Origin of the sequence: Geobacillus sp. BMUD (genome assembly GCF_013096845.1) — a bacterium.
Classification (GTDB): Bacteria; Bacillota; Bacilli; order Bacillales; family Anoxybacillaceae; genus Geobacillus; species Geobacillus vulcani.
The window spans coordinates 1-25,894 of sequence record NZ_SDLA01000007.1 but is presented as its reverse complement, the minus strand read 5'-3'; the positions used below and the strand labels follow the sequence as shown (position 1 = coordinate 25,894).

Here is a 25,894-nt window from a genome sequence, read left to right as displayed (position 1 = left end):
GCAGATTGTGCTGATCATTGCGCATAAGAAGGCGAAACGGTACTGAGCACGTCCTGAACGCGTTGCATGACGGCGTCTGCTAAGCGCGCTAGTCTTTCTTCGCTGTCCTCCAGCGACGTCCCTTTGACGCCGAAATACACCTTTATTTTCGGCTCCGTCCCTGATGGACGCAGACAAAACCACGAGCCATCCTCCAAGATATACTTGAGCACATTGGATGCTGGCAAATCAATGGCCGTTTTTTCGCCGGTCAACGTGTTCGTCCGCTCTTTCGTTTTGTAATCCTCAATCACCGTCACCTTTTTCCCCGCGGCCTCCACCGGCGGCTGTTGACGGAACGAGGTTAAAATCGCGGCAATCGCCTCTGCTCCTTCCTTGCCTTTCAGTGTGAGCGATCGTTGTCCCTCGCGGTAATAGCCGTACTGGTCAAACAATTGCAAGAGCGCCTCATACAGCGATAGCCCTTGCTTTTTATAAAACGCGCACACTTCCGCCGCGAGGACAGCCGCCTGCACGGCATCTTTGTCGCGGACAAAATCGCCGATCAAATACCCATAGCTTTCCTCATATCCGAACTGGAACGCATATTGCCCTGTTTGCTCATATTCCTTGATTTTTTCCCCAATGAATTTGAATCCCGTCAGCGTATCGATCGTCTCCAAGCCGAACGAGGCGGCAATCGCCCGCCCGAACTCGGACGTGACAATCGTCTTTAAGACGACCCCATTGGGTGGAAGCAAGCCCTTTTCCTTGCGCTGCGACAATAAATAATGAAGCAGCAACGCGCCCGTTTGGTTGCCGGTTAAAACGATGTACTCCCCGCTCCCATTTTTTACCGCAATACCGAGCCGGTCAGCGTCCGGATCGGTGGCGATGAGCAGATCGGCGTTCACTTGTTCGCCAAGCTCCATCGCCATGGCAAACGCCGCATGCTCTTCCGGATTGGGCGAAGCGACAGTTGAAAAGTTCGGATCCGGCCGCTCCTGCTCTTTGACAACAAAGACGTTTTGGTAGCCGAGTTCAGCGAGGGCGCGGCGCACCGGTTTGTTTGACGTGCCGTGAAGCGGCGTAAACACAATGTTGATCGCCGTTTCCCTTGCGAGCTCTGGATGAATGGACATCGTTTTGACCGCATGGATATAAGCATCATCGACTTCGCTTCCGATGATGCGAATAAGACCTTTTTCTCTTAACGTTTTCTCATCTTCCACATGAATGGCGAGCTCGTTTTCGACTTCATTGACATAGCGGATCACTTGGTCGGCGACAGCAGGGGGCAGCTGTCCCCCGTCCTCTCCATACACTTTATAGCCGTTATATTCCGGCGGATTATGGCTGGCGGTGATGACAATGCCGGCAAACGCCCGCAAATAGCGAACAGCAAACGACAGTTCCGGCGTCGGGCGCAATTCATCAAACACGTATGTTTGAATGCCGTTCGTGGCCAACGTTTTCGCCGCCTCCATCGCAAATTCCGGCGATTGATGCCTCGAGTCGTAGGCGATGACGACCCCGCGCCGCTTCGCCTCATCACCAAACGATCGTATGTATCGCGCCAATCCTTCCGACGCTTTGCGAACAGTATAAATGTTCATTCGGTTCGTTCCCGGGCCGATCTCGCCGCGCATGCCGCCGGTGCCAAATTCGAGATTTTTGTAAAAGCAATCCTCCAGCCATCGTTCATCATCGCGGCGTTGTTCCAGCATCCGTTTCAATTCCGGATCGAGCTGCGGCTCACGCAGCCATTGTTCATATTTTTGTCTCCATTCCATGGCTGTTCCCCCTTGCTTTTCATCTTCCCTGTTTATGTATTCGCTCCCATCATACAATATACCTGCCAAAAGAAAAAGGATGTCCGGGAAAAGATGGACATCCTTTTTCTTCCATTACCCTTGCGGCTGCGAAGGCTCAGAAATGTTTGTCAACGCTTGTTCAGCCGCTTCGTTTGATGCGCTGTTCGTCGCAATATCGCCTAGCGCAACAATGCCTTGAAGCTGGTTGTTTTCCACGATCGGCAAACGGCGAACTTGATGTTGGGCCATGACATTCGCGGCTTCCTGTACGCTCATATTCGGCGTACCGGTGACGACTTGGTTCGTCATGACCTCTGCTACTTTGACGGTCGACGGGTCTTTTCCTTGGGACGAAACACGCAACGTAATATCGCGGTCCGTAATCATCCCTTTGACTTGCCCGTTTTCCACAACCGGAAGCGCACCAATATTTTTTTGGCTCATGATTTGCGCTGCTTCTTGCACCGTTTGGTTCGGCGAAATCGTTGCGACGTTTTTCGTCATAATGTCCTGCACTTTGTTTCCGCTGTTGTTCGTCAATGTGATCCTCCCCTTTCACCGATTAGTATGGCTCGTTTGTTGAGCGATATAGATAGAAAATGTTGTTTTCTTTCCTGCCCTTTGCCGGTTATGAATGGACGCGCCGTTTCCCATCCCTTATAATGAAGCTGAACAGTGTAAGATCGGGCAACGGTGTCTGCAACAGAAGAAGGGGAGAAGAATGGAACAAGAAAAACGCGCGGAACACTTGCTTTTGGCCGCATGGGCGACTGCGCTCATCGCCACCCTCGGAAGCCTTTATTTTTCGGAGGTGCTTGGGTACATTCCGTGCGACCTGTGCTGGTTTCAACGCATTTTTATGTATCCGCAAGTCATCATTTTAGGAATCGCCATCGTGTGCAAAGACGCTGCGGCAGCTCGTTATAGCTTCACACTGTCATTGATTGGCGGGGGCATTTCCTTGTATCATTATGGACTGCAAAAAATCCCGCTTCTTCAAGAATACGCCATCAGCTGCGGCCGCATTCCGTGCACAGGGCAATATATCAACTGGCTTGGGTTTATCACCATTCCATTCTTGGCGCTAACTGCCTTTATGATCATTATGTTGCTAAGTTGGACCATCATGCGCCAACAAAGAAAGGGGAGCGAACATTGAAAAAATTGCTCACATTTGGCGGCATCATCATCGCCCTATTTGCCGCCATCGCCTTTGTTACCTCCTATGAGCAAAACGAAGCAGCAAAAGGAAACCCTTACCATAAAAACAAGCTGCATCCGGCCACCATTGCCCAACTTGACGACCCGAACTACCGCAACATTATTTTGCCCGCGGAGTTGAAACAACAGCTGGCTGAGAAAAAGACGCTCACCGTTTACTTTTACAGCCCGACATGTCCACACTGCCAGCGGACAACGCCGATCGTCGTGCCGCTAGCAAAGGAGCTCGGCATCGATTTAAAGCTGTTCAACTTGCTTGAATTCGAAGACGGATGGGATGCATACCATATTGAAGCCACCCCGACCATCGTCTATTACGAAAACGGAAAAGAGAGGAAACGCATCGAAGGATATCATGATGAACAAGCGTTCCGAAACTGGTTTTCCTCATTGCACAGTGACAAGTGAAGTGGGATAAAAGCGAGCATTTTTATATTGAATGCTTCTGAAAAAATGGTAGCCTGCAATCTGGAACCGTCAAACAAGGGACAGCAAAGCTCTACAAAAAGAGAAAGAAATGGTATTTCGCCATCACCATCACGTTTGAAGTGGAACCGCGACACGAAACCAGGGTGATGGGTGTTGACTTGGGACTTCGCTATATTGCCGTTGCCAGCGTAGGAACGAAATCGTTGTTTTTCAAAGGGAATCAATGCGCCTTCATTCGCCGACGATATGCGGCTCTGCGGCGAACATTGGGTAAAGCCAAGAAGCTCCAGATGATTCGCAAAATCGGCCATAAAGAATCCCGCTGGATGAAGGATGTGAACCACAAAATCAGCTGTCAAATTGTCTATTTTGCCCTCGCCAACGGTGTTGGCGTGATTCGGATGGAAGAGTTGACGGGGATTCGAAAGCGGGCAACATCGGCCAAAGAAGCCGGTCGAAGCCTTCATTCATGGGTGTTTCATCAACTGCAAACGATGATTGCCTACAAAGCCGAAATGGTCGGCATCCGGGTGGAATGGGTGAATCCGACCTACACAACTCAAACATGCCGATGCGGGCATCGAGAGAAAGCGAACCGAAACGGCATCCGCTTCCGATGCCAAAAGTGCGGATACACCCTCCACGCCGACTTGAATGGCGCGATCAACATCGCCAAAGCGATTTCGGGCTTCGCCGCCTAACCTAGCGCACTGGTCGCAGGTGCGCCGCCCATTGGGGTACATCCTAACCCGATGGGACGGGGTGATGACACACCCCCGAACTTGGGCGTTGTCCGAACCAGAAATGGATGAGGGCGTTAACGACCCAAGAATCCCACACCTTTAGGCGTGCGGATTGTCAAATCACCCATTGGCTCGTCGCAGGCGCATACACGCTGCACGGCCAAAGCCGCCTGCAAGTGAATTGCTTGGCATGAAAAGGAAAGGCAATGCCATGGCGAGCCAAAATCTTTTGATTGCGAACAAACAGCCATTCATACTGTTCCAAATCCCCATGCTCCCCGATATATTCGATGACGGTAATGAGCGACTGCAACGCCGAAATGATTTGGAAAGCCTCTTTCATCGTTCCATTATATTTAACGTGTTCGTGGTCCAGTGAAAGAATGCCCCATTCCTCAAATTGACGGATTTGTTCATCATCGAAGTAATACGGAAACACATCGGTATAAAAGTAGTTGAGCAAATACTGCATGTAATGCTCTTGCTCTGGAGTCGCCGCATACATCATTTTCAACGTCCATACCACCTTTTCTCGCCGCAATGCTTGCGTTCTCCATCAGTAAGACGATACTATGAGTGTACCATATCTCGCGCAAGGATAGGGGTAGAAAGTGTTTCCACAGCTAACAAACAATTGGGAGTGTGACAACTTTTGTGGACAAGAAAAGGCGATTGGCTGGAATGCATCATCCCTAGCTGGTGGAGCGGTTTGACGATTGAACAGCTCCTGAAAGACGTATGGGCCGCCTCGAAAAAGCTCGCCCACCGTTGGCGGATGGAACACGGCGTCAAACTGAACGGCCAGGCTGTTCCCTGGAAGACGGTGCTCAACGAACGCGACCGGCTTCAGCTTTACGCATATGAGCCGGAGCCGTCGTTCATCGTTCCAGAATATCGGGAGCTTTCGATTTTATGGGAGGACGACCATCTGCTCGTCTTGAACAAAGAAGCCGGCATCGACATTCATCCGTCCGAACCGGGGCAAACCGGCACGCTCGCCAATGCGGTCGCGTTTTATTTGCAGTCGCAGGCAATTTTAACAAAAGTGCGCCACATTCACCGACTTGACCGCGACACGTCGGGAGCGATTTTATTTGCCAAACACCCGCTCGCCGGTGCGACGCTCGATCGGATGCTCGCCCACCGCGCCATCAAGCGGACGTACGTCGCCCTTGTTCACGGTCGTTTGTCCCCGAAATCAGGAACCATTTCCGCGCCAATCGGCCGTGACCGCCACCATCCAACGCGCCGTCGCGTCTCGAAAACGGGAGCAAAAGCGGTGACACACTATCGCGTCATCAAAACATTCTCGTCAACATCGCTTGTCGAGCTTTCTCTCGAGACCGGACGGACGCACCAAATCCGCGTCCATTTGGCCCATCTCGGCCATCCACTCGTCGGCGATGTGCTTTATGGCGGCAAACCAGTGTTTCACCGCCATGCGCTTCATGCCGCTAAGCTAACGTTCCGCCATCCGTTTACAAACGAAGAGGTCATTTGCCTCGCGCCAACAAGCGATTTTCCCACCGACCTTTCGCGCATTTACCATTGATCTCCTCCGCCCTCCTTCGATGGGGGAGGAGATTTCTCGCCCAAAAGAGAAAAGGCAGACATCCCTGTCTGCCTTACAAACGCAATCCCTCCTCTTCGACGCCTGCCGCCTCCTCCTCTTTACTGAGCTCTTTTTTTGCCACTTCCAGCGATTTCACATGATGGCCGTCCATTTCCTTCACCGTAAACAAGTAGCCATCGATTTCTACACTCTCGCCTGGTTTGATATCATAATGCTTCGTTAAAATCCAGCCGCCGATTGTATCGACGTCATCATCATCAATGTCCAGCCCAAGCAAGTCATTCACTTCGCTGATCAGCACTTTGCCATCCAAGACAAATCGATCATCGTCCATTTTTTGAATCAGCGGCGTTTCATCAATATCAAACTCATCTTGGATTTCGCCAACGATCTCTTCCAAAATGTCCTCAACTGTAACCAGTCCAGACGTGCCGCCGTATTCATCAACCAAAATCGCCATATGGATGCGTTCTTTTTGCATTTTGACCAACAAATCGTGAATGGCGATCGATTCAATCACTTGAATGATTGGGCGGATATAGTCTTTCATTTGCTTTTCGTTGGACGGATTGGCGATAAAGTCCGTAAACACCTCTTTGACGTTGATGAGTCCAAGCACATGGTCTTTATCACCGTCAATGACCGGATAGCGCGTATACTTTTCTTCGCGAATGATGTCCATGTTTTCCTTGACGCTTTTGTTAATATCGAGCGCCACAATTTCTTTGCGCGGCACCATAATTTCTTTCGCTATGCGGTCGTCAAAACGAAAAATGTTATTGACATAGCGGTACTCTGACTGATTGATCTCCCCGCTCTTGTAGCTTTCCGATAAAATTAGGCGCAACTCCTCCTCAGAGTGGGCGATTTCATGCTCCGAAACCGGCCTGAGGCCAAACAGGCGCGTCACAAGCCGCGCAGAGTTGTTGAGTGTCCAAATGAACGGATACATGATTTTGTAAAACCAGATGAGCGGCTGAGCCGTAAACAGCGTAATCGCTTCCGCCTTATGAATGGCAAACGTCTTTGGCGCTAATTCACCGACGACGACATGCAAAAAGGTGATGAGCGAAAACGAAATGATAAACGCTAAAAAATGGGAGACGGATTCCGACAAATGGAGGCGTTCAAACAGCGGCAGCAACATCCGCGCCACCGTCGGCTCCCCAAGCCAGCCAAGGCCAAGCGAGGTGAGCGTAATGCCCAGCTGGTTCGCCGATAAATAGCCGTCCAAATTCGAAATCACTTTTTTCGCCGCGACCGCCCGTCGATTCCCTTCATTGACAAGCTGATCGATGCGCGAGCTGCGCACTTTGACGATCGCAAATTCCGAAGCGACAAAAAAGGCGGTGCAAGCGATGAGAAACGCCACCAACAGCAAACTGGCTATATCCAATTCGTCTCCGAGCGCGGATGAAGCGCCCAGGTTACACCTCCTGCACACAAAAGTTTCCATTGCAGCTGATAGACGATGATGCCGCTGGGCTGTCTTAGACAGCCCAATATGTTACGATTCCTCATTATTGTTCCCTTGGGTAAAAATGAGCACATATTTCAGCAGTTCAAACACGGCGATCAACGTTGCCGCAACGTATGTCAGCGCCGCCGCGCCAAGCACTTTGTTCACGCCGCGCGTTTCGTTTGGAGCGATGATCCCTTCAGCGAGCATAAATCGTTTCGCCCGCGCGCTCGCATTAAACTCGACCGGCAGCGTAATGACTTGGAACGCCACCGCCAGCGAGAAAAACAAAATGCCGAGACCGATCAATGAAAATTGATGGAGCAAAAACCCAACCAGCAGCAAAAACGGAGCCACGCCGGAAGCCAAGTTCACAACGGGAAACATCCGGTGGCGAAGGACGAGTGCAGCGTAGCCTTGCTGGTGTTGAACAGCGTGGCCGACCTCATGAGCGGCAACAGAAATAGAAGCGATCGAACGCCCATAAAAGACCGGCTCCGACAAACGGACCGTTCGGGAAATCGGATCGTAATGGTCCGAAAGCCGCCCTGGCACGACCTCCACCGGCACATGGTGCAACCCATGACGGTCTAAAATCATGCGCGCCACTTCCGCCCCCGTCAATCCCGATGAGGCTGGAACTTCAGACCAGGCATTGAAATTGCTTGATACCTTCCACTGCGCCCAAAGCGAGATCAAGAAGGCGATAAAAATGAAAATATCCATCGGATGGAATAGCATGGCAGCACCCTCCGTTTTTTCGTTTGTCAAATGTGTATACTATTATTTATTGTACTTGCCCGCTATTTCATACGTCAAACGGCCCGCTCCGGTTTCAAAAAAAAGAGCGCCTGCATCGAGGCGCTATTTAGCTGATGGGGACATCAAAAATTGAAATTGTCTGGGTCAGGACCGACCCGTTTGTTCAAGTTCAACGCGTCGATCTGTTTCATTTCTTCATCGGTCAGCGAGAAATCAAAAAGATCAGCGTTTTCTTTGATCCGCGCCGGCGTCACCGACTTTGGAATCGTGACAACGCGGTGCTGCAAGTCCCAACGCAGCACGACCTGCGCCGGCGTTTTTCCGTATTTGCGCCCGATGTCAACGATCGTCGGCTCGTTTAAAATTTCCCCGCGCATGAGCGGTGACCATGCTTCAAGCTGGATGCCGTTTTCTTGGCAAAACGCATGCAGCTCTTTTTGCGTCAGGCGCGGATGGTACTCGACCTGGTTGACCATCGGCTTGATTTCACAATCGGCCAATACATCTTGCAAATGGTGAATATGGAAGTTGCTCACTCCAATCGCACGCACATAGCCGTCTTTATACAGCTTTTCAAGCGCCCTATACGTTTCTTTGTATTTTCCTTTCACCGGCCAATGAACTAAATACAAGTCGACGTAATCAAAACCGAGCTTTTTCAAGCTTTTGTCAAACGCCTTTAGCGTCGTTTCATACCCCTGATCGGTGTTCCACACTTTCGTCGTCACAAACACTTGCTCACGCGGGATGCCGGATTCTCGGATCGCTTGACCGACCCCTTCTTCGTTTTCATAAAAAGCGGCTGTATCGACATGGCGGTAGCCAACCTCGAGCGCGGTGCGCACCGCGCTTCTTACTTCCTCCCCTTCTTTGACTTTATAAACTCCAAGGCCGACCCAAGGCATTTTCACCCCGTTATGCAAGGTGGCACAATCTTGCAGACCGTTCATATCCTCTCCTCCTCGAGCGTCATTATAGTTTCATTATGGGAAAAGAGGGAAAGAAAATCAAAATATATGCTTGCTATCCTTTCTCACTTTTCCACGTCCTTCTTGTTCTTTGCTTTAGGGGAAAATCAACGAAAAAACGAGGGGAAACGTTCCCCTCGCGCTATCATTGCATCCCTTTTTCATCCACTCGGCAATTGGCGGCGTGCGGCGCCTTTCCTGACACAGCCAGAAACGTGCGGACGGAAAAGCTGTCAATTGGACTTGCAGAGCGCTCCTGCCACTTATTTGGCCACGCTCACCGAGGAGCGCTCCACTTCAGCTTCGTTCGGATGAAACTCGTTTTCCATTTTCGAAACAACCACCGTCGCTACAGCATTGCCGATAATATTCGTAATCGCCCGCGCTTCCGACATGAAGCGGTCAACCCCAAGGAGCAAGGCGATGCCTTCAACCGGAATCATCGGGAACGCCGCCAAAGTCGCTGCCAACGTAATGAATCCCGAACCGGTAACCCCCGCTGCCCCTTTCGAGGTGAGCATTAAGACGCCAAGTAACGTCAACTCTTGCCAAATGGTTAAATCAATACCGTACGCTTGGGCGATGAAAATAGCTGCCATCGACAAGTAAATCGATGTGCCGTCTAGGTTGAACGAATACCCTGTCGGAACGACAAGACCGACAACCGATTTGGAGCACCCATATTTTTCGAGCCGCTCCATCAGCCGCGGCAGCGCTGATTCAGACGAAGAGGTGCCCAAAACAAGCAACAATTCCTCTTTAATATAAGCAAGAAACTGAAAAATGTTGAATCCGTAAAACTTGGCAATCCCGCCAAGCACGACGAAAATGAAGAGGGCCATCGTAATGTAAACAGACCCCATCAATTTGCCGAGCGACACGAGCGAACCAAGGCCGAACGTGCCGATCGTGTACGCCATCGCGCCGAACGCAGCGATCGGCGACACCTTCATCACCATGTTGACGACGCCGAAAAAAATTTCCGCCAGTCGTTCAAATAAGGAAATCACTGGTTTTGCTTTTTCCCCAAGCGCGGCAGCCGCTAAGCCGAACAACACAGCGAAGAAGAGCACCGGAAGCAGTTGGCCGCTCGCCATCGCGGCAACGACGTTGTCGGGAATGATGCTTAAGATGAAATCAACAAAACTGTGGCTGGTTTCTGCTGCTTGTTTTGTGTATTGCGAAATGTCGCCGCCTTTTACTGCATCGGTATGAAATCCGACCCCTGGTTTCACAAGGTTGACGACGACAATCCCGATCGCCAACGCAAACGTCGTTACAATTTCAAAATAAATAAGCGCCTTGCCGCCGATGCGGCCGACCTTTTTCAAATCGCCCATGTTGCCGATTCCGATGACGACGGTGAAGAAAATGATCGGGGCGATCACCATTTTAATCAGCTTAATAAATCCGTCTGCTAATACTTTTAATTTCGCGCCAAATTCCGGAAATACAAATCCGACGATAATCCCCAAAATGATGCCGATGATGACTTGTACCGTCAAGTTTTTCAGCTTTCCCCGCATTTCTCCCACTCCTTTCAATGTATTGACAACGCTTTCAATACTATCATAAAGAAAAATCATTGAAATCAAAATATTATGGTGATAATGGTCGTTTTGGTCTTTTTGGTCTTAACGCTCGCATGGGTGTTTCCCTTAAACGCCCCTTCCGCCTGCACCAAAGGCGCAGCGGGGAGAGAGTCTTGGAAACATCCGTCCCGCGACAAACTGTCAGCCAAGCTCTCCCCATGCGTCCGACGATTCAGCCGCCTTACAAAGACCACTGATTCATTTCCTGCCTGCGCTGATTGCGTGGAAATGAGGGCTTTCTTAGCTGGAGATGATCAAAAGAGGCTGATTCAAAAATTTGGTGAAGGAAAGTTACGCATTTATACGTTGATAAGAAAAGGGCGTCCCGTTATTTTTCGGACCCCCTCATTCACACGATTGTTTCACTTCATTCAACAGCTTGGAACCAAACTGCCGCGTAAATTCCTCATACAGCGGCGTAAACGTTTGCTTCCATTTCTTTTTGTCCATTTCCGACAACATGTACAGATGGACCCCGCCCCGCCGTTCAAGCTGCCTAAGCTCCTGTTCGTTTTGTTCCGTTGACTGTTGCCAATTCCAATGCGTCGCTTCAGCCATGGCTTCCTCAATGCTTCGTTGGATATCTTTCGGAAGATGATCCCAAAACGATTGGTTCATCATGACGACATAACCGAGATACCCGTGGTCGCTGATCGTAATATACGGTTGGAATTTGTAAAACCCTTTCGAATAAATATTGGAAATCGTATTTTCCTGTCCGTCAAACTTATGCTGTTCAAGCTCCTGATAAACACGGTCAAATGAAACGGCAACCGGTTCACCGCCAAGCAAACGAAACTGCTTTTCGATCACTTCGCTTGGCATAATGCGAAAGCGCAAGCCTCGAAAATCGTCCGGTTCAATCAACGGGCGGTTCGTGCCCATCATTTGCTTAAACCCGTTGCTCCAAAACGCCAACCCTTTAATCCCTTTCGCCTCGAGCATCTGAAGCAGCTCAACTCCCACCTTGCCGGTAAGCACGCAGCGAACATGTTCATCATCGCGGAACAAAAATGGCAAATCGAGCACTTGCCACTCAGGGATCAACTCCGTCACTTTCGAAAACGATGGCGCGATCATTTGCACGTCGCCGCGCAGCAGTGCATCAAGCTCTTCCCCATCCGAATAAAGCGAGCCGTTTGGGAACACTTCGACTTTGACGCGGCCGTTTGTTTTTTGCTCAACGAGTTCGGCAAACTTTTGCGCCGCCAGCCCTTTTGGCGTATTCTCTGCTACCACATGGCTGAAATAAATAATGATTTGCTTTTTCAACCCCTTTTGCTCGTCGTCATAAACCAGTGGTTCACGTCCCAGTTGACGGCTCGCTGCCCAGCCGATCAGACCGAAGCCGACAAACAAAAGGATTGCCCATGGTCTCCATCTTTTCCCCATTGTTCACACCGTTCTTTCATCCATCCTATTGCTAAAATGGCACTTCAGCACAATGCTCCCCGCCGACTCGAATCATTGGAGCAAAAAAGCAGCTGGAGCTCACGGATTCGGTTTGAGAGCAGCAATCGCCACGCCTTACGTATGCCCCATCTGCGATGCTGGCGGGAAGAATATTTGTTCCCCACCGCCATTTTACACCTTTCGTTTCTTCCTATTCAAGAAGATTTGGTATAATGAAAAAAACATTGATTCATTCCTTTCCCATTCATATGGCATGACCAACAGCCATCACGACTGACAAAAAGGAGTTCCGCCATGAGCCGGCTGCCGATTCGCTGGAAAATTACGATTTTAATTTTCACCATCGTCAGCTTTTCCCTGTTGCTGAGCGGTGTATTCATCATCAGCGACTTTTTCCATACAAAGGAGGAGGAACTCAGCCAGCGTGCCTTATTGACCGCGCGCACCGTCTCCGAGCTGCCTGAAATCAGGAGCCATATGGTCGGAAACAAACAAAGCCGGGCGCTGATCAATCCGGTCGTCGAACGAGTGCGCGTCATTCACAACGCCGACTATATCGTCGTTCTCGATATGAACAAAGTGCGCCTCTCCCATCCGCTTCCGGCGATGATCGGCACGATCTCCCACGGCGCTGATGAAGGGCCGGCGTTTGCCGAACATACGTACACTTCCAAAGCCCGTGGGGAAATCGGTACAGTCGTTCGCGCCTTCGTTCCAATTATGAACAGCCATCACGAACAAATTGGCGTCGTCATCGCCGCCTACCGGCTGCCAACGTTTTTTGAAGCCATTGATTCTTTGAAAGAAGAAGCTGCCGTAGCGGTTGTTTTGTCGCTCGTTGTCGGTGGAATTGGTGCATGGCTGCTGGCCTCTCATATCAAGCGGCAAATGTTTGAGTTGGAACCACATGAGATCGCCAAGCTGCTGATCGAACGGACGGAAGCGTTTAACGCCATGCACGAAGGTGTCATCGCCATTGACAGCAATGAAAAAATTACCATTTTCAATGACCGGGCAAAACAAATGCTCGGCGTCAAAGGGGATGTCATCGGCCGTTCGATCCGCTCCATCATTCCGGACACACACCTTCCGGAAATCTTGGAAGTAAACAAACCGATTTACAATAAGGAGCTGCAGATCGGCAACTTAACAATTTGGAGCAACCGCATTCCGATCAAAGTCAACGGAAAAACGGTCGGCGCCATCGCCATTTTCCAAGACCGCACGGAAGTGAAACGACTGGCTGAAGAACTGACGGGCGTAAAGGCGTTTGTCCATGCCTTGCGCGTGCAAAATCATGAATACATGAACAAGCTTCACACGATCGCTGGCCTTATTCAGCTCGGCCACATCGAAAAAGCGCTCGAGTACGTGTTTCAAGTTACAGAGGAACAAGCAGAACTGACGCAGTTTTTAAGCCGCAACATTAAGGACGAAAGCATTTCCGGGTTGCTCTTAAGCAAAATCCGCCGCGGCAAGGAGCTCGGCATTCGCGTGACGATCGACCGACATAGCCGGCTGCACCGCTTTCCGCCGCATCTCGATCACCATGATTTCGTTGTTCTCCTTGGCAATTTAATTGAAAACGCCTTCGACGCGTTCCGTGATGTAACCGACCGAGAAAAAGAAATTTACATCAGCATCGAACAAAACGAAGACCTTTGTTCCCTCTCGGTCGAAGACAACGGCCAAGGCATTGCCCGCGAGCATATTGACCGCATTTTTGATGAAGGTTTTTCGACCAAAGGGGAGAACGGACGAGGCATCGGCTTGTATTTGGTGAAGCAAATTGTGGAAAAGGGAAACGGGCGCATCGATGTGCAGTCGGAAGAAGGAAAAGGAACGGTGTTTACTGTTACCTTTGACATGTGATCCCCATTCATGCAACGGCGGCCGCGAAAGTCCCCCACCGAGACGAAGGAGGTACAGGCTATGTATCGCGTGTTGTTGATCGAAGACGACCCGATGGTGCAAGAAGTAAATCGGCAAATGATTGAACAAATAGACGGTTTTACCGTCATCGGCCTCGCTCGAAACGGTGAAGAAGGACTCCGCCTCATTCAAGAGCTCCGTCCGGATTTAGCGATGGTTGATATTTACATGCCGCAGTTAGACGGCCTTGAAACATTAAAACAAATCCGCGCCCACGGCCATGAAGTTGATATCATCGCCATTACCGCGGCAAGCGACATTGAAACGGTGCGCCGCGTCCTGCAAAACGGCGCGTTCGATTACATTGTGAAACCGTTTAAATTTGAACGGCTCAAACAGGCGTTGGAGCATTATCGGACGTTCCGCCGGTCGCTTGCGGAAAAGGAATCGCTCACCCAGGTGGAACTCGATGCCCTAAGGCGGGCGACTGAACAACCGGCCGGACCGTCCTCCGAGCTTCCGAAAGGACTGAATGAGGTAACATTGGAAAAAGTGATCGCCTATTTACGCCAACACCGCTTCCCCGTTTCCGCTGAGGAAGTGGCCGAAGGAGTCGGCATCGCCCGCGTTACCGCCCGCCGCTATTTAGAGTACCTTGAGAAAACAGGGGAAGTCGTGCTCGATGTTCAATACGGCGGCGTCGGACGCCCAGTGAATCGGTACCATCTGAAAGCAACATAACACGATGCCATTTCGAGCGGCTTCAAGCTAATTGTCAGAGACGGAAAGCCAGGCCCTATTATGCCGTATCCCGCACCAACAACCGGGCAGGCAGTTCTTCCTGCTTTCGCGTCACATTGCCTGTCTCCCGCCAATGGTGAAGAAGGCGGAACGCTCTTTCTCCGAGCGTAAAATGGGGGAGTGCCACGGTTGTCATGCCCAGCATTTCAGCCAACGGATCATTATCAAACCCAGAAAATAAAGGAAATGAGTCTGTTTGTTTCCACCGTTTCAACTGCTATAATGAATGGTATATGGAAAGCAAGGAGGAATCAAGATGCTTCGATATTGGAAATCGTTTTTCTCCATCGCTGTCACCGCCGCCTTGCTTGCCGGTTGCGGTACAGAGACACCTGCATCAAAAGAGACAGAAGCGAAAACCAAACAAACGGCAAGTTCAGACGAGAATCCCAGCAACGCGCAAACAGCAGAGCCAGCCGCTCAAGAAACTCCCCCTGCTGACGAACAAAATCAAGCAGGAAGCGGACAAAGTGGGTCGACAGGGGATGAATCCGCTTCTTCCCGTCCAACAACTTCCTTGTCTTACCAAATGGGAAATCAAACAGTCACAGGGACAGCAACGTTGACCACAAGTGACAACCAGCATTTCTCGCTCTATGTCCTAGACGGGTGGACGCTCGATGCTGAAGAACCGCATTCTGATGTATTGCTCCATGGGGACACGTTCGCCCGCATCCGCCTTCTTCATAACGAGGAGACGAACTATGAGCAGTTGGCCAAAGAACATGCCCAAGCGGTCGATGCCAATGCCGCCCGCCAGCAAACGGATCAACTTCCAAAACCGTTCGCTGATGCCGTTTGGTACACTGCCCAAGCCGATGGCGTTACCGTTCACGTCATCGCCAGCGCTCACCCAGCGCCGATGCTCTTGACAGTGCACGCTCCTAAAGAGCGCGATGTACTTGGCGCTGTGCTCGCCATGGTGGCGACGCTGCAAAAGCAATAACTTATTTTAGGGAGGGCCATCGCCCTCCCTTTCCAAAAAGAAAAACCCCCTTTTTTTCAGCTGCAAGAGGGTCAGACGAGCTGTTTGCTCTCTTCTTTGCGGAAAAACGTTCTCATGGCATGAAAGACATCCGATTTTTGCTTTAGGATATAATAGCGGAACTTCTCATCTTTAATATTGCGGTACGCCGACATGAGCGTGGAATGGCGATTATACTGGTTGACTTCCCCGTACCCAAACATGTTCGATACTTTCATCAGCTCCTGAACAAGCTTGACGCAGCGGGCATTGTCCGATGTCAAGTTGTCGCCGTCAGAGAAATGGAACGGATAAATGTTGTAGCGCGACGGTGGATATTTTGTCTCAATAAGTTCAAGCGCCTTGCGGTAGGCCGATGAGCAAATCGTTCCACCGCTTTCCCCTTTCGTGAAAAACTCTTCCTCACTGACGACTTTCGCTTCCGTATGATGGGCGATAAAGGCGATGTCCACCGTTTCGTATTTCGTACGCAAAAATCGGGTCATCCAGAAGAAAAAGCTGCGTGCCATATATTTTTCCCACATGCCCATCGATCCGCTTGTGTCCATCATCGCCAAGACGACCGCCTTCGATTCTGGTTTGACGACTTCGTTCCACGTTTTAAACTTCAAATCTTCGCGGTAAATCGGATAAAATCCTGGTTTGCCGTTCATGGCATTGCGCTTGAAGGCAGTGAGCATCGTCCGCTTTTTATCGATGTTCCCCATCAGCCCGGTGCGACGGATGTCGTTAAATTCGATATGCTGGGCTACATTTTGATCCAGCTCTTTTCGTTGCAAATTAGGCAGCTCCAATTGGCTAAAGAACGCTTCCTCAATCTCCATCAGCGACACTTCAGCTTCGTAATAATCTTGACCCGGCAAATCGCCAGCACCTTGGCCTTTTCCTGGCCCCTGCCCCTCCCCGCTTCCATCTCGGGCCACCACATCACCGACTTGGCTGTCTCCATCTCCTTGGCCGACGTGCTTGTTTTTCTCATAATTGTAGCGGATTTTGTATTCATCAAGCGAGCGGATCGGAATTTTAATCACATCGCGCCCGTTGGACATGATAATGCTTTCTTCGGTAATTAAGTCGGGCAAATTGTTTTTGATCGCTTCCTTCACTTTTTCTTGATGGCGCTTTTGATCATCATATCCTTTGCGGTGGAGGGACCAATCTTCTTTCGATACAACAAAATTCCCCTTCATGTTTTCCCCTCCTTTGAAAAAATCATTTTCACACTTTTCGCTTTCCCGCATATACTTATGTTGGCGTCATCAAAACGGACCATCGCTATGCCAAGTTGGTTTATTTTATCGTATGCAACAATTTAAAATAATTGACAAATGAATGTGGAAAACAAACAGGTGGACAAGCCCGATTGTCGATTTCACATCTCCTTTAAGCAAAAGCACCGCTCCTAGGGCCGTCCTCTTCTTCGCATGAAGTGCGCTAAAAAGAGGAGAAAAAGCATGCCTCAGCGCTTGAGGCATGCCTAGCGGTTCAACAAGCTGCCGACATAGCGGAGCAATTCGTTGGCTGACGTGGAATTGTACCCGTATTCATCAATGAGGCGGGCGACGACTTCGTTAATTTTTTTCAACTGCTGCTCATCCGGTGTTTTTGTCGACGTTGTAATTTTTACAATATCTTTTAAATCAGCGAACAGTTTTTTCTGGATTGCCTCGCGCAGCCGTTCATGCGAGTTGTAGTCAAATCGTTGCCCTTTGCGCGCATAGGCGGAAATGCGGATTAAAATTTCTTCACGAAACGCTTTTTTCGCATTTTCGGAAATGCCAATTTGTTCCTCGATCGAGCGCATCAGCTTTTCATCTGGATTCATTTCCTCACCCGTAAGCGGGTCCCGCAATTTCGTCTTGTTGCAGTACGCCTCGACGTTGTCCAAATAGTTATCCATCAACGTTTTCGCTGACTCTTCATACGAATAGACGAACGCCTTTTGCACTTCTTGTTTGGCGATTTCATCATACTCTTTGCGCACGAGCGAAATGAAATTCAAATACCGCTCACGGTCTTCCTTCGTGATCGACGGATGCTGATCCAATCCTTCTTTCAACGAACGAAGCACGTCAAGCGCATTGATCGACGGCACTCCTTTGCGGATGATGCAGGCAGAAATGCGGTTGATGACATAGCGTGGGTCGATGCCGCTCATCCCCTCATCCGGATGCTCCTTTTTCAGCTCCTCCACATCGACCTCACTGAATCCTTCGATCATTTCGCCATCATACAAGCGCATTTTCTTCAATAAATCCACATCCGGCCGCTTGGATTCTTTCAGCCGCGTCAAAATCGTAAACATAGCTGCAATCCGCAATGTATGTGGAGCGATATGCACGTCGGCGACGTCGCTTTCGCGGATCATTTTTTCATAAATGCGCTCTTCTTCCGAGACGCGCAAGTTGTACGGAATCGGCATGACGATGATACGCGAATGGAGCGCCTCGTTCTTTTTGTTAGCAATGAACGACCGATATTCCGTTTCGTTCGTATGCGCGATGATCAATTCATCGGCGCTGATTAAAGCAAACCGTCCAGCTTTGAAATTGCCTTCTTGCGTCAGCGATAACAAATGCCAAAGAAATTTTTCATCGCACTTTAGCATCTCTTGAAATTCCATAATCCCGCGGTTGGCTTTGTTCAGTTCGCCGTCAAACCGATACGCGCGCGGGTCAGACTCGGAACCGTATTCCGCGATCGTTGAAAAATCGATGCTTCCCGTTAAATCGGCAATGTCTTGCGATTTGGGGTCAGACGGACTGAACGTCCCGATACCGACGCGACGGTTCTCAGAGAAGAAAATGCGCTCCACTAGCACGTCTTCAATGCGTCCGCCGTATTCTTTCTCCAGCCGCATCATATTGAGCGGCGACAGTTCACCTTCAATGCGAATGCCATACTCACGGTAAAAATCTTCGCGCAAATGGTGAGGAATAAGGTGAAGCGGATCTTCATGCATCGGGCATCCTTTAATGGCATACACCGCGCCGCGCTCTGTTTTTGAATACTCTTCAAGCCCGCGCTTTAGCAAAGTCACAAGCGTCGACTTTCCGCCGCCAACTGGTCCCATCAGCAGCAAAATCCGTTTCCGCACATCCAACCGCTTCGCCGCCGGGTGGAAATATTCCTCAACGAGCCGCTCAAGCGCTTCCTCGAGCCCGAACAAGTGCTGGCTGAAAAACGTATATCGTTTCCGTCCATTCACCTCTTCGACCCCAGCATCTTTGATCATATTATAAACACGCGAATGAGCCGACTGGGCCACCCACGGCTTTTCTTTTAAAATCTTTAAATACTCGGCAAACGTTCCTTCCCATTTCAACTTTTCTTCTTCTTCCCGATATCGGGCGATTTTTTGCAAAATATCCATAAAGGACCTCCTCACCCTTGGATGTCTAACAGCAAGATTATTACAATTTATGCGAGGATGTCCCGTATCATTCGCCGCAAAAAAAATTTTGTCTCCTAACAACCAGCTGCGGTCATTCACATGCTTGACGATATTCGCTATAATAAAGAGGGAAACGCCTGCCACTTTCATGATGAAGGAGGAACAAACGATGCGCACTTTGCTTGTGCTAGGGGTCATCATTGCGTTTTTGACGGCTATTTTCACCGCTGGTTACGAAGACAAACCAGGTGTCAGACAATAATCCCAAAAAAAAAACGACCTCCGATGCGAAGGTCGTTTTTTTGTTTACGACAGCCCGTGAAACCGCTGTTGGCGCAGCGCTTCGTACACTAAGATGGCTGCCGTGTTCGACAGGTTTAACGAGCGCACTTTGTCATTCATCGGGATGCGAAGGCAACGGTCCATATTGGCCTCAAGCAGCTCCTTTGGCAGTCCGGTTGTTTCGCGTCCGAACACAAAAAAAATGTGTTTTTCTGTATCGCTGAAATCAAACGAATCATAATACCGGCGCCCGAATTTCGTAATGAAATAAAACTCCCCTTCCGGAAAGCGGGCGAATAGTTCGTCAAGCGAGTCATAATACGAAATATTAACATATGGCCAATAATCAAGCCCGGCGCGCTTTAACATTTTATCATCCGTAGAAAAACCGAGCGGGCGGATCAAATGGAGCGACGTATCGGTCGCCGCACACGTACGGGCGATGTTTCCTGTATTGGCTGGAATTTCTGGTTGGTATAGTACAACATGGAGTGGCATTGGCTTCACCTCAACAACATTTATTTGCCATCGATGATGTGAAAAAACTTATAGCGAATGTTCGGCGTATAAGCACTTGAGTCTTCATACGACCAATAGCGCATTCGGCTGTTTGTCGTATGGGCGTTCACAAGCGGCATCCCGTTCTGATCCTTCGCCACCACAATCGTCGAATGGTCGAAGCGTCCGTCCCCTTGAAAATCATAACAGATGACATCGCCTGCCATCAATTGCTCTGGCTCGGCCACTTCCACCGCCTGCAAGCCAATGCGCGACCCGCTCAAGTACCAACGAAAGGCATGAGCGACAGCCCAGCTGTAACTCCAACTTCCATTTTGACACCACCATCCCCTCGTCCGGTTCGGATAGCCCGTCATCGGCGCCCCACCCGCATACAAGCATTGGGAGACAAAATTCGTGCAATCCACCGGAAACGATGGAAACGCCGGGTTGTGTCGATTCCACCACGTTTCCGCATACCGCACCGCCCGGGCGCGGTCATACTGGTAAGAAAGACGCTCCCCCGTCCATTGCTCTCGTTCGACGCGCGGCGCCTCCATATAGCCCCCCAACTGGCTGATCGGTTCATCAGCGACAAGTTCACCGCGGACAAAACAAGCGCATCTCTCCTCAACCTGTTCTTCCATATATAATGAAGCCCCTTGCTTAATTAAAAATTGATGGTGGGCCATATACATGACTTTGGCTTCCCGCTCGATAGTCTGCCTGCCGACAATACGCCCGTGGATCGTGCAACGAACAATCTCCGCACCGCGCTTTTGGCAAAGCTGTTGCTTTCTTGCCGCCTCTTTGTTCCGGACGTTGCTTTCCGATACAAATGAGCGGGCCCGCTCATCCAACCATGCGCGCAACTGTTTCTTCATGCTGCTTTCCACCACTTTCGTTTTTGTTACTACCTTATGTGGGGAAGCTGCGTTTTTTTCCCTATTCTTTTGCCTCGGCCAACAGTTTCAATCCTTTTTCAATCTCCTCAATCACACCCTCATCCGTCTCCGTTTGGCGTGCAGCCTCTAAATAAGGTTTGGCGCTTGGATCCCCAATTTTCCCGAGCGCCCACGCCGCCGTTCCGCGAATAACGGGACGGCTATCCTCTTTCAGCAAACGCAGCAAATGCGGCACTGCGGTCCGATCTTTGTAATGAGCCAGCGCCAAAATGGCATTGCGCTGAATCGGTTTTTTTCCACGCCATGAACCCGCCATGGCTCCAAATTTCTCTTTAAACTCGCGGTTGCTCATCCGAAGCAATGGAATGAGCTTTGGTTTCACCGCTTCTGGATCTGGCTCGAATTCCGGATGCAAATGGAAGTCTTTCCCCTTATTTTCCGGACAAACTTGCTGGCATGTATCGCAACCGTACAGCCGGTTCCCGATTTTCTCCCGAAACTCGTCAGCCAAAAAGCCTTTCGTCTGCGTTAAAAAGGAAAGACATCGCTGCGCGTTCAGTTGTCCCCCTTGCACAAGCGCCCCTGTCGGACAGGCGTCAATGCATTTCGTGCACGCGCCGCATCGGTTTTCAACCGGCTCATCAGGGGGAAAAGGAATATTCGTAATCATTTCTCCCAAATACACATACGATCCAAATTCCGGTGTAATAATGGAGCAATTTTTACCACTCCAACCGATCCCTGCCCGTTCCGCCACCGCCCGATCGGCGAGCTCTCCGGTATCCACCATTGAGCGAACGCGAGCATGGGGCACTTTGGCCAACAAAAACGCCTCAAGTTGCTGCAAACGTTGCCGCAACACATCGTGGTAGTCCTTTCCCCATGACGCGCGGCAAAAAACGCCGCGTCGTTCCGTTTTTGTCCCCCGTGGCGCATTTTTCATTTTGGACGGATAGGCAAGGGCAATGGCAATGATCGATTTGGCTTCCGGAAGAAGCAATGAAGGATTGGTCCGTTTTTCAATATCCGGTTCCTCAAAACCCGACTGATAGCCAAGCTCCTGCTGACGACGCAATCGTTCCTTTAATTCGACAAACGGATCGGCGCTTGCAAAGCCAATTTTATCAATGCCGATTGACCGACTGTACTCGATGACTTCCTGCTTTAATGCCATAACATCCATCGTTTTCCCTCCTTTCGTCATATATGGTAAAATGAAACCCGAGGTGATCAAGATGAAATGCGTGATATCGGAACAACTAAAGCAACGCCTTCCTTCTGGTAAATTCGGCGTCATCCGCTATCATCATATCGAGATCAGCGATTCACCGCAAATGTTGAGAGGACGATTGGAGCTGTTTCAAGAATCTCTTTACATTGAGCTGCAGGAAAAGCCGATTGCCGACATTCCTGAGATCGCCGAATGGCGCCGTTCGTTCAAACAAATCGGAACGGACCCAAGCCGCTATCGACCATCAAGTGAAAGCCTGTACCGACGCATCCAGAAAAAAAGCTTCATTCCGCCTATCCATTCAGCGGCGGACATAAACAACTTTTTTTCACTCTATTATAAAATCCCGCTCGGTATCTATGATCTAGACCGCATCGACGGAACAGTGACGCTCACGATCGGCGCGGAACAAGACGAATACACCGCGTTAAACGGCCGCACAGTCAACTTTGCCAACAAACTTGTCAGCAAAGATGAACGAGGGCCGTTTGGCAGTCCCATCGTCGATTCAGAGCGAACCGCTGTGACGAGAGAAACGAAAAACGCTTTGCAAATCGTTTACTTTCTCCCATCAATGCCAGAAGAAACCGCCAAGCGCCAACTTCAAGCCATCCAAACGATGTTTGTGCAAATCCATGGCGGTGAAGCCGAGGCGCAATTGCTCGTTTGATCCCCCGCTTGCCTACCGTGGAAAACGGGGGACTCCTCCCTACATAAACAAAAAACGCAATGCCTCGTTCTTTAACGAAACGAAACACTGCGTTGTCCCCAACTTCGTAATACCATTTTGAAACTAACGAGAAACATTATAACAGATTTCCACACGCATCACAAGAAAAAACGCAAAAATCGACAAAAGAAATTGTATAAAAGGGCACCAGAATCTCTGGTGCCAGCAACCAGTGACCCGTACGGGATTCGAACCCGTGTTACCGCCGTGAAAGGGCGGTGTCTTAACCACTTGACCAACGGGCCATCATGGCGGAGAAGGCGGGATTTGAACCCGCGCGCCGCAAAACTGCGACCTAACGGTTTAGCAAACCGTCCCCTTCAGCCACTTGGGTACTTCTCCGTGACATGGCTCCGCAAGTAGGATTCGAACCTACGACCTACCGGTTAACAGCCGGTTGCTCTACCGCTGAGCTATTGCGGAATAATTAAGAAACATTCTTCAAACTTATTCTATCCCTTCCTCTACCAGCTGATTCAAGGATAACGGATGCGTCGGAGCAATAATGCAAATGCTCGTCGCCCGCTGTTGCTGTGGAACGATGGAACATTATTCGCACACTATTATAACAAATAGTCAAAAAACACTCAATGGGAAATAATGGGCCTAAGTGGACTTGAACCACCGACCTCACGCTTATCAGGCGTGCGCTCTAACCAGCTGAGCTATAGGCCCACCATCAAAAGCGGGTGATGGGAATCGAACCCACGACATCAGCTTGGAAGGCTGAGGTTTTACCACTAAACTACACCCGCACATGATTTTGATTGAATACCCACCACGCTTTTTCCATGCCTCTTCCTCTTCCAGCCTATTCAAGAAAGCTGGATGCGTCGAGGCAACTCGAAGCCAATTCGATGATGCCGATGCTCGTGGCTGAGGTTTTACCACTAAACTACACCCGCATATAACGAATAAAATATAAAGAAAAGGGCGACTAGTGGGAATCGAACCCACGCATGCCAGAGCCACAATCTGGTGCGTTAACCACTTCGCCATAGTCGCCGTAGCCGTATACTGGTGCCGGCTGCAGGACTTGAACCCGCAACCTACTGATTACAAGTCAGTTGCTCTACCAATTGAGCTAAGCCGGCATGATTCAAACACATTCACACTTCATCCGACACAAAGCATGGCGGAGGAGGAGGGATTCGAACCCCCGCGCGCCTTGCGGCGCCTCTCGGTTTTCAAGACCGACCCCTTCAACCACTTGGGTACTCCTCCAAAAAAGCAACAATAATAATGGTGGACCTTGTAGGACTCGAACCTACGACCGGACGGTTATGAGCCGTCTGCTCTAACCAGCTGAGCTAAAGGTCCGACAATAGTGGCGGTGGAGGGGATCGAACCCCCGACCTCACGGGTATGAACCGTACGCTCTAGCCAGCTGAGCTACACCGCCAAATTGAATAAGGTTAAAAGGTGGAGCCTATCGGGATCGAACCGATGACCTCCTGCGTGCAAAGCAGGCGCTCTCCCAGCTGAGCTAAGGCCCCATGATAAATCGGGAAGACAGGATTTGAACCTGCGACCTCACGGACCCGAACCGTGTGCTCTACCAAGCTGAGCTACTTCCCGATAAAACGCGCTCGAGAGGATTCGAACCCCTAACCTTCTGATCCGTAGTCAGATGCTCTATCCAATTGAGCTACGAGCGCACAAGTGCCGAGGGCCGGACTCGAACCGGCACGGTAGTTACCTACCCCAGGATTTTAAGTCCTGTGCGTCTGCCAATTCCGCCACCCCGGCGGAAGTGGAGCGGAAGACGGGGCTCGAACCCGCGACCCCCACCTTGGCAAGGTGGTGTTCTACCGCTGAACTACTTCCGCAAGACGATGAGCCATGGAGGACTCGAACCTCCGACCCTCTGATTAAAAGTCAGATGCTCTACCTACTGAGCTAATGGCTCGTGGTTAGGTATACACTTCAGATATTTGACGATGTCCCTTCCTCTGCTAGCTGATTCGACGGTGTCCAGTGCGTCGGGACAACTCGAAGCAATCCCGAAGATGCATCGCTCGTTACTGAGCTAATGGCTCACGATTGCTGGTTTAATGGCTTAAGGATTTAGTAAGGAATAGAATGCCGGCTGCAGGACTTGAACCCGCAACCTACTGATTACAAGTCAGTTGCTCTACCAATTGAGCTAAGCCGGCATGTATATCTTATATGGTGGCTCGGGACGGAATCGAACCGCCGACACAAGGATTTTCAGTCCTTTGCTCTACCGACTGAGCTACCGAGCCATATGTTATTTTTTAACTCGCTCGTTGAATTTCTCTGTGCCTCTTCCTCTACTAGCCGATTCAAGGAAGTGTAATGCGTCGAGGCAACTCGCAGCTGACTCGATGATGCTGATGCTCGTCTCTACCGACTGAGCTACCGAGCCATATTTTCCTTTTCATCGATTGCCGAGTCAATTCTCCATCTTTCACGATTTTGAAGCAATGGCGGTCCCGACGGGACTCGAACCCGCGATCTCCTGCGTGACAGGCAGGCATGTTAACCACTACACTACGGGACCATATTGGTTGCGGGGGCAGGATTTGAACCTGCGACCTTCGGGTTATGAGCCCGACGAGCTACCGGACTGCTCCACCCCGCGACGATAAAAGATAAATTTGTTTCGATCATGCACTGAGTATCGTTTAAACGTTTGTTGCCTCTTCCTCTGCCAGCTGATTCAAAGATGCCCGATGCGTCGAGGCAACTCCCGGCATATTCGATGAAGCAAATGCTCGTTGCTCCACCCCGCGACGATAGAAGATGAACTTATTTCAATAATGCGCTGAGTTTTGTTTTGTATGTTTGAAAGTGGTGGAGGATGACGGGATCGAACCGCCGACCCCTTGCTTGTAAGGCAAGTGCTCTCCCAGCTGAGCTAATCCTCCACATGATTGCCTAGCAGCGACCTACTCTTGCAGGGGCGCTGGCCCCAACTACCATCGGCGCTGGAGGGCTTAACTTCCGTGTTCGGGATGGGAACGGGTGTTTCCCCTCCGCCATAGCCACTAGGCAACGATGATCATCTTGGACAGTCATTATTATATCTATCCTGTTGGATTTGTCAATAGGAATAATTCATTCCCTCAAAACTAGATAACCGTCGGAAGAAGCCGCTCGCCTGCGCTTTTCTATTGTCCAGTTCCAGCGCCTAGCTCTCTTCTGCCAAATAACCTTCCCCCTCGGGGCGCGAGCGCCCCTGCGGGTGAAGAACATTTGGCTTCGAGAGCGAAACGCGGC

The 25,894-nt window shown here is 50.3% G+C and carries 21 protein-coding genes, 21 tRNA genes, 1 rRNA gene and 1 pseudogene; 8 read left to right on the top strand and 36 right to left on the bottom strand.

Translation table 11 applies throughout. The annotated features are described in order from the left end of the window. Nucleotides 1-14: 14 nt before the first annotated feature. Complete coding sequence (locus tag ETC05_RS09730; RefSeq protein WP_171660902.1) at nt 15-1,772, bottom strand: phospho-sugar mutase; 1,758 nt, start codon at nt 1,770-1,772, stop codon at nt 15-17. Nucleotides 1,773-1,886: 114 nt separating this feature from the next. Then, complete coding sequence (locus ETC05_RS09725) at nt 1,887-2,333, bottom strand: CBS domain-containing protein (RefSeq protein ID WP_011230073.1); 447 nt, start codon at nt 2,331-2,333, stop codon at nt 1,887-1,889. 181 nt (nt 2,334-2,514) lie between these two features. Between ETC05_RS09725 and ETC05_RS09720 the strand changes: the two genes are divergently transcribed. From ETC05_RS09720 to ETC05_RS09710, 3 genes and pseudogenes are all read left to right on the top strand, one after another. Continuing rightward, complete coding sequence (locus ETC05_RS09720) at nt 2,515-2,952, top strand: disulfide oxidoreductase (RefSeq protein ID WP_031405541.1); 438 nt, start codon at nt 2,515-2,517, stop codon at nt 2,950-2,952. Then, nucleotides 2,949-3,422 carry a thioredoxin family protein gene (locus tag ETC05_RS09715; RefSeq protein WP_031405543.1) on the top strand — a complete coding sequence of 158 codons (474 nt, stop codon included), beginning with the start codon at nt 2,949-2,951 and terminating at the stop codon, nt 3,420-3,422. Before ETC05_RS09720 ends, ETC05_RS09715 begins: the two co-directional genes overlap by 4 nt. A 53-nt stretch (nt 3,423-3,475) precedes the next feature. Beyond that, a pseudogene (locus ETC05_RS09710) lies at nt 3,476-4,144 on the top strand (RNA-guided endonuclease TnpB family protein); the annotation flags it as partial. Between the two features lie 157 nt (nt 4,145-4,301). On the opposite strand, the gene ETC05_RS09705 reads toward ETC05_RS09710, so the two are convergent. Further along, nucleotides 4,302-4,700 carry a YhcU family protein gene (locus ETC05_RS09705; RefSeq protein WP_031405547.1) on the bottom strand — a complete coding sequence of 133 codons (399 nt, stop codon included), beginning with the start codon at nt 4,698-4,700 and terminating at the stop codon, nt 4,302-4,304. A 138-nt stretch (nt 4,701-4,838) separates the two neighbouring features. Between ETC05_RS09705 and ETC05_RS09700 the strand changes: the two genes are divergently transcribed. Further along, entirely contained in the window at nt 4,839-5,738 is a 900-nt protein-coding gene (locus ETC05_RS09700) for an RluA family pseudouridine synthase (RefSeq protein ID WP_171660901.1), read from the top strand. 73 nt (nt 5,739-5,811) lie between these two features. Here the strand turns inward: ETC05_RS09700 and ETC05_RS09695 are convergent, their stop codons facing one another. From ETC05_RS09695 to ETC05_RS09675, 5 genes are all read right to left on the bottom strand, one after another. After that, complete coding sequence (locus ETC05_RS09695; RefSeq protein ID WP_031405551.1) at nt 5,812-7,155, bottom strand: hemolysin family protein; 1,344 nt, start codon at nt 7,153-7,155, stop codon at nt 5,812-5,814. Between the two features lie 111 nt (nt 7,156-7,266). Next, a complete protein-coding gene (locus tag ETC05_RS09690; RefSeq protein ID WP_031405553.1) occupies nt 7,267-7,959 on the bottom strand; it encodes a zinc metallopeptidase in 693 nt (230 codons plus the stop codon). Nucleotides 7,960-8,102: 143 nt separating this feature from the next. Then, nucleotides 8,103-8,930, bottom strand: a complete 828-nt coding sequence (locus tag ETC05_RS09685; protein WP_171660900.1) for an aldo/keto reductase — start codon at nt 8,928-8,930, stop codon at nt 8,103-8,105. A 281-nt stretch (nt 8,931-9,211) separates the two neighbouring features. Next, the gene (locus ETC05_RS09680; RefSeq protein ID WP_031405558.1) at nt 9,212-10,474 is read right to left on the bottom strand and encodes a dicarboxylate/amino acid:cation symporter; all 1,263 of its coding nucleotides are present in this window, start codon (nt 10,472-10,474) and stop codon (nt 9,212-9,214) included. A gap of 411 nt (nt 10,475-10,885) precedes the next feature. Further along, nucleotides 10,886-11,932 (bottom strand): TRAP transporter substrate-binding protein, encoded by a 1,047-nt coding sequence (locus tag ETC05_RS09675; protein ID WP_171660899.1) that lies wholly within the window; start codon nt 11,930-11,932, stop codon nt 10,886-10,888. Between the two features lie 315 nt (nt 11,933-12,247). Between ETC05_RS09675 and ETC05_RS09670 the strand changes: the two genes are divergently transcribed. Together ETC05_RS09670 and ETC05_RS09665 are read left to right on the top strand one after the other, a co-directional pair. Then, nucleotides 12,248-13,825 carry an ATP-binding protein gene (locus ETC05_RS09670; protein ID WP_171660898.1) on the top strand — a complete coding sequence of 526 codons (1,578 nt, stop codon included), beginning with the start codon at nt 12,248-12,250 and terminating at the stop codon, nt 13,823-13,825. A gap of 60 nt (nt 13,826-13,885) precedes the next feature. Then, the gene (locus ETC05_RS09665; protein WP_031405566.1) at nt 13,886-14,566 is read left to right on the top strand and encodes a response regulator; all 681 of its coding nucleotides are present in this window, start codon (nt 13,886-13,888) and stop codon (nt 14,564-14,566) included. Between the two features lie 58 nt (nt 14,567-14,624). Here the strand turns inward: ETC05_RS09665 and ETC05_RS09660 are convergent, their stop codons facing one another. Further along, a complete protein-coding gene (locus tag ETC05_RS09660) occupies nt 14,625-14,780 on the bottom strand; it encodes a hypothetical protein (protein ID WP_237746865.1) in 156 nt (51 codons plus the stop codon). Nucleotides 14,781-14,882: 102 nt separating this feature from the next. On the opposite strand from ETC05_RS09660, the gene ETC05_RS09655 reads away from it, so the two are divergent. Next, nucleotides 14,883-15,572 carry a hypothetical protein gene (locus tag ETC05_RS09655; protein ID WP_171660897.1) on the top strand — a complete coding sequence of 230 codons (690 nt, stop codon included), beginning with the start codon at nt 14,883-14,885 and terminating at the stop codon, nt 15,570-15,572. A gap of 71 nt (nt 15,573-15,643) precedes the next feature. Here the strand turns inward: ETC05_RS09655 and yhbH are convergent, their stop codons facing one another. From yhbH to queG, 5 genes are all read right to left on the bottom strand, one after another. Next, nucleotides 15,644-16,801: a sporulation protein YhbH gene (yhbH, locus tag ETC05_RS09650; RefSeq protein WP_031405571.1), complete on the bottom strand. Its 1,158-nt coding sequence runs from the start codon at nt 16,799-16,801 to the stop codon at nt 15,644-15,646. 287 nt (nt 16,802-17,088) lie between these two features. Next, nucleotides 17,089-18,984: a PrkA family serine protein kinase gene (locus ETC05_RS09645; protein WP_171660896.1), complete on the bottom strand. Its 1,896-nt coding sequence runs from the start codon at nt 18,982-18,984 to the stop codon at nt 17,089-17,091. A 327-nt stretch (nt 18,985-19,311) separates the two neighbouring features. Then, the gene (gene trmL / locus ETC05_RS09640; RefSeq protein WP_031405575.1) at nt 19,312-19,785 is read right to left on the bottom strand and encodes a tRNA (uridine(34)/cytosine(34)/5-carboxymethylaminomethyluridine(34)-2'-O)-methyltransferase TrmL; all 474 of its coding nucleotides are present in this window, start codon (nt 19,783-19,785) and stop codon (nt 19,312-19,314) included. 20 nt (nt 19,786-19,805) lie between these two features. Next, nucleotides 19,806-20,669, bottom strand: coding sequence for an amidase domain-containing protein (locus ETC05_RS09635; RefSeq protein ID WP_031405578.1), 864 nt, complete (start codon nt 20,667-20,669; stop codon nt 19,806-19,808). A gap of 61 nt (nt 20,670-20,730) precedes the next feature. Next, complete coding sequence (queG, locus tag ETC05_RS09630) at nt 20,731-21,873, bottom strand: tRNA epoxyqueuosine(34) reductase QueG (protein ID WP_171660895.1); 1,143 nt, start codon at nt 21,871-21,873, stop codon at nt 20,731-20,733. 52 nt (nt 21,874-21,925) lie between these two features. Here queG and ETC05_RS09625 point away from each other — a divergent pair, with 52 nt between their 5' ends. Then, nucleotides 21,926-22,591, top strand: a complete 666-nt coding sequence (locus ETC05_RS09625) for a B3/B4 domain-containing protein (protein WP_031405581.1) — start codon at nt 21,926-21,928, stop codon at nt 22,589-22,591. Nucleotides 22,592-22,824: 233 nt separating this feature from the next. On the opposite strand, the gene ETC05_RS09620 is transcribed toward ETC05_RS09625, so the two are convergent. From ETC05_RS09620 to rrf, 22 genes are all read right to left on the bottom strand, one after another. After that, a tRNA-Glu gene (locus tag ETC05_RS09620) sits at nt 22,825-22,896 on the bottom strand. A 4-nt stretch (nt 22,897-22,900) separates the two neighbouring features. Continuing rightward, nucleotides 22,901-22,993 (bottom strand) — tRNA-Ser (locus ETC05_RS09615). 6 nt (nt 22,994-22,999) lie between these two features. Further along, a tRNA-Asn gene (locus ETC05_RS09610) sits at nt 23,000-23,074 on the bottom strand. Between the two features lie 178 nt (nt 23,075-23,252). Further along, nucleotides 23,253-23,326, bottom strand: a tRNA-Ile gene (locus tag ETC05_RS09605). Nucleotides 23,327-23,335: 9 nt separating this feature from the next. Continuing rightward, nucleotides 23,336-23,406: transfer RNA gene (locus tag ETC05_RS09600), tRNA-Gly, on the bottom strand. Nucleotides 23,407-23,583: 177 nt separating this feature from the next. Then, nucleotides 23,584-23,656: transfer RNA gene (locus ETC05_RS09595), tRNA-His, on the bottom strand. A gap of 13 nt (nt 23,657-23,669) precedes the next feature. Next, nucleotides 23,670-23,745, bottom strand: a tRNA-Thr gene (locus tag ETC05_RS09590). Nucleotides 23,746-23,784: 39 nt separating this feature from the next. Further along, nucleotides 23,785-23,875: transfer RNA gene (locus tag ETC05_RS09585), tRNA-Ser, on the bottom strand. A gap of 19 nt (nt 23,876-23,894) precedes the next feature. After that, a tRNA-Ile gene (locus ETC05_RS09580) sits at nt 23,895-23,971 on the bottom strand. A gap of 8 nt (nt 23,972-23,979) precedes the next feature. Next, nucleotides 23,980-24,053: transfer RNA gene (locus ETC05_RS09575), tRNA-Met, on the bottom strand. Nucleotides 24,054-24,074: 21 nt separating this feature from the next. Then, a tRNA-Ala gene (locus ETC05_RS09570) sits at nt 24,075-24,147 on the bottom strand. Nucleotides 24,148-24,155: 8 nt separating this feature from the next. After that, nucleotides 24,156-24,229: transfer RNA gene (locus tag ETC05_RS09565), tRNA-Pro, on the bottom strand. A 6-nt stretch (nt 24,230-24,235) separates the two neighbouring features. After that, a tRNA-Arg gene (locus ETC05_RS09560) sits at nt 24,236-24,309 on the bottom strand. A 5-nt stretch (nt 24,310-24,314) separates the two neighbouring features. Then, nucleotides 24,315-24,400, bottom strand: a tRNA-Leu gene (locus ETC05_RS09555). 5 nt (nt 24,401-24,405) lie between these two features. Then, nucleotides 24,406-24,480 (bottom strand) — tRNA-Gly (locus ETC05_RS09550). Between the two features lie 7 nt (nt 24,481-24,487). After that, nucleotides 24,488-24,560: transfer RNA gene (locus tag ETC05_RS09545), tRNA-Lys, on the bottom strand. A gap of 174 nt (nt 24,561-24,734) precedes the next feature. Next, a tRNA-Thr gene (locus tag ETC05_RS09540) sits at nt 24,735-24,807 on the bottom strand. Between the two features lie 14 nt (nt 24,808-24,821). Then, a tRNA-Phe gene (locus tag ETC05_RS09535) sits at nt 24,822-24,897 on the bottom strand. A gap of 202 nt (nt 24,898-25,099) precedes the next feature. After that, nucleotides 25,100-25,175 (bottom strand) — tRNA-Asp (locus tag ETC05_RS09530). 4 nt (nt 25,176-25,179) lie between these two features. Then, nucleotides 25,180-25,256: transfer RNA gene (locus ETC05_RS09525), tRNA-Met, on the bottom strand. 210 nt (nt 25,257-25,466) lie between these two features. Further along, nucleotides 25,467-25,542: transfer RNA gene (locus tag ETC05_RS09520), tRNA-Val, on the bottom strand. A gap of 8 nt (nt 25,543-25,550) precedes the next feature. Beyond that, nucleotides 25,551-25,667, bottom strand: a 5S ribosomal RNA gene (gene rrf, locus ETC05_RS09515). Nucleotides 25,668-25,894: the final 227 nt, after the last annotated feature.

Excerpts from the sequence above, each read along its gene's own strand:
- ETC05_RS09625 (WP_031405581.1), top strand. The coding sequence starts at position 21,926 with ATGAAATGCGTGATATCGGAACAACTAAAGCAACGCCTTCCTTCTGGT.
- yhbH (WP_031405571.1), bottom strand. The coding sequence starts at position 16,801 with ATGAAGGGGAATTTTGTTGTATCGAAAGAAGATTGGTCCCTCCACCGC.
- trmL (WP_031405575.1), bottom strand. The coding sequence starts at position 19,785 with ATGCCACTCCATGTTGTACTATACCAACCAGAAATTCCAGCCAATACA.
- ETC05_RS09645 (WP_171660896.1), bottom strand. The coding sequence starts at position 18,984 with ATGGATATTTTGCAAAAAATCGCCCGATATCGGGAAGAAGAAGAAAAG.
- queG (WP_171660895.1), bottom strand. The coding sequence starts at position 21,873 with ATGGATGTTATGGCATTAAAGCAGGAAGTCATCGAGTACAGTCGGTCA.
- ETC05_RS09720 (WP_031405541.1), top strand. The coding sequence starts at position 2,515 with ATGGAACAAGAAAAACGCGCGGAACACTTGCTTTTGGCCGCATGGGCG.
- ETC05_RS09635 (WP_031405578.1), bottom strand. The coding sequence starts at position 20,669 with ATGAAGAAACAGTTGCGCGCATGGTTGGATGAGCGGGCCCGCTCATTT.
- ETC05_RS09665 (WP_031405566.1), top strand. The coding sequence starts at position 13,886 with ATGTATCGCGTGTTGTTGATCGAAGACGACCCGATGGTGCAAGAAGTA.
- ETC05_RS09685 (WP_171660900.1), bottom strand. The coding sequence starts at position 8,930 with ATGAACGGTCTGCAAGATTGTGCCACCTTGCATAACGGGGTGAAAATG.
- ETC05_RS09730 (WP_171660902.1), bottom strand. The coding sequence starts at position 1,772 with ATGGAATGGAGACAAAAATATGAACAATGGCTGCGTGAGCCGCAGCTC.
- ETC05_RS09655 (WP_171660897.1), top strand. The coding sequence starts at position 14,883 with ATGCTTCGATATTGGAAATCGTTTTTCTCCATCGCTGTCACCGCCGCC.
- ETC05_RS09670 (WP_171660898.1), top strand. The coding sequence starts at position 12,248 with ATGAGCCGGCTGCCGATTCGCTGGAAAATTACGATTTTAATTTTCACC.
- ETC05_RS09690 (WP_031405553.1), bottom strand. The coding sequence starts at position 7,959 with ATGCTATTCCATCCGATGGATATTTTCATTTTTATCGCCTTCTTGATC.
- ETC05_RS09675 (WP_171660899.1), bottom strand. The coding sequence starts at position 11,932 with ATGGGGAAAAGATGGAGACCATGGGCAATCCTTTTGTTTGTCGGCTTC.
- ETC05_RS09680 (WP_031405558.1), bottom strand. The coding sequence starts at position 10,474 with ATGCGGGGAAAGCTGAAAAACTTGACGGTACAAGTCATCATCGGCATC.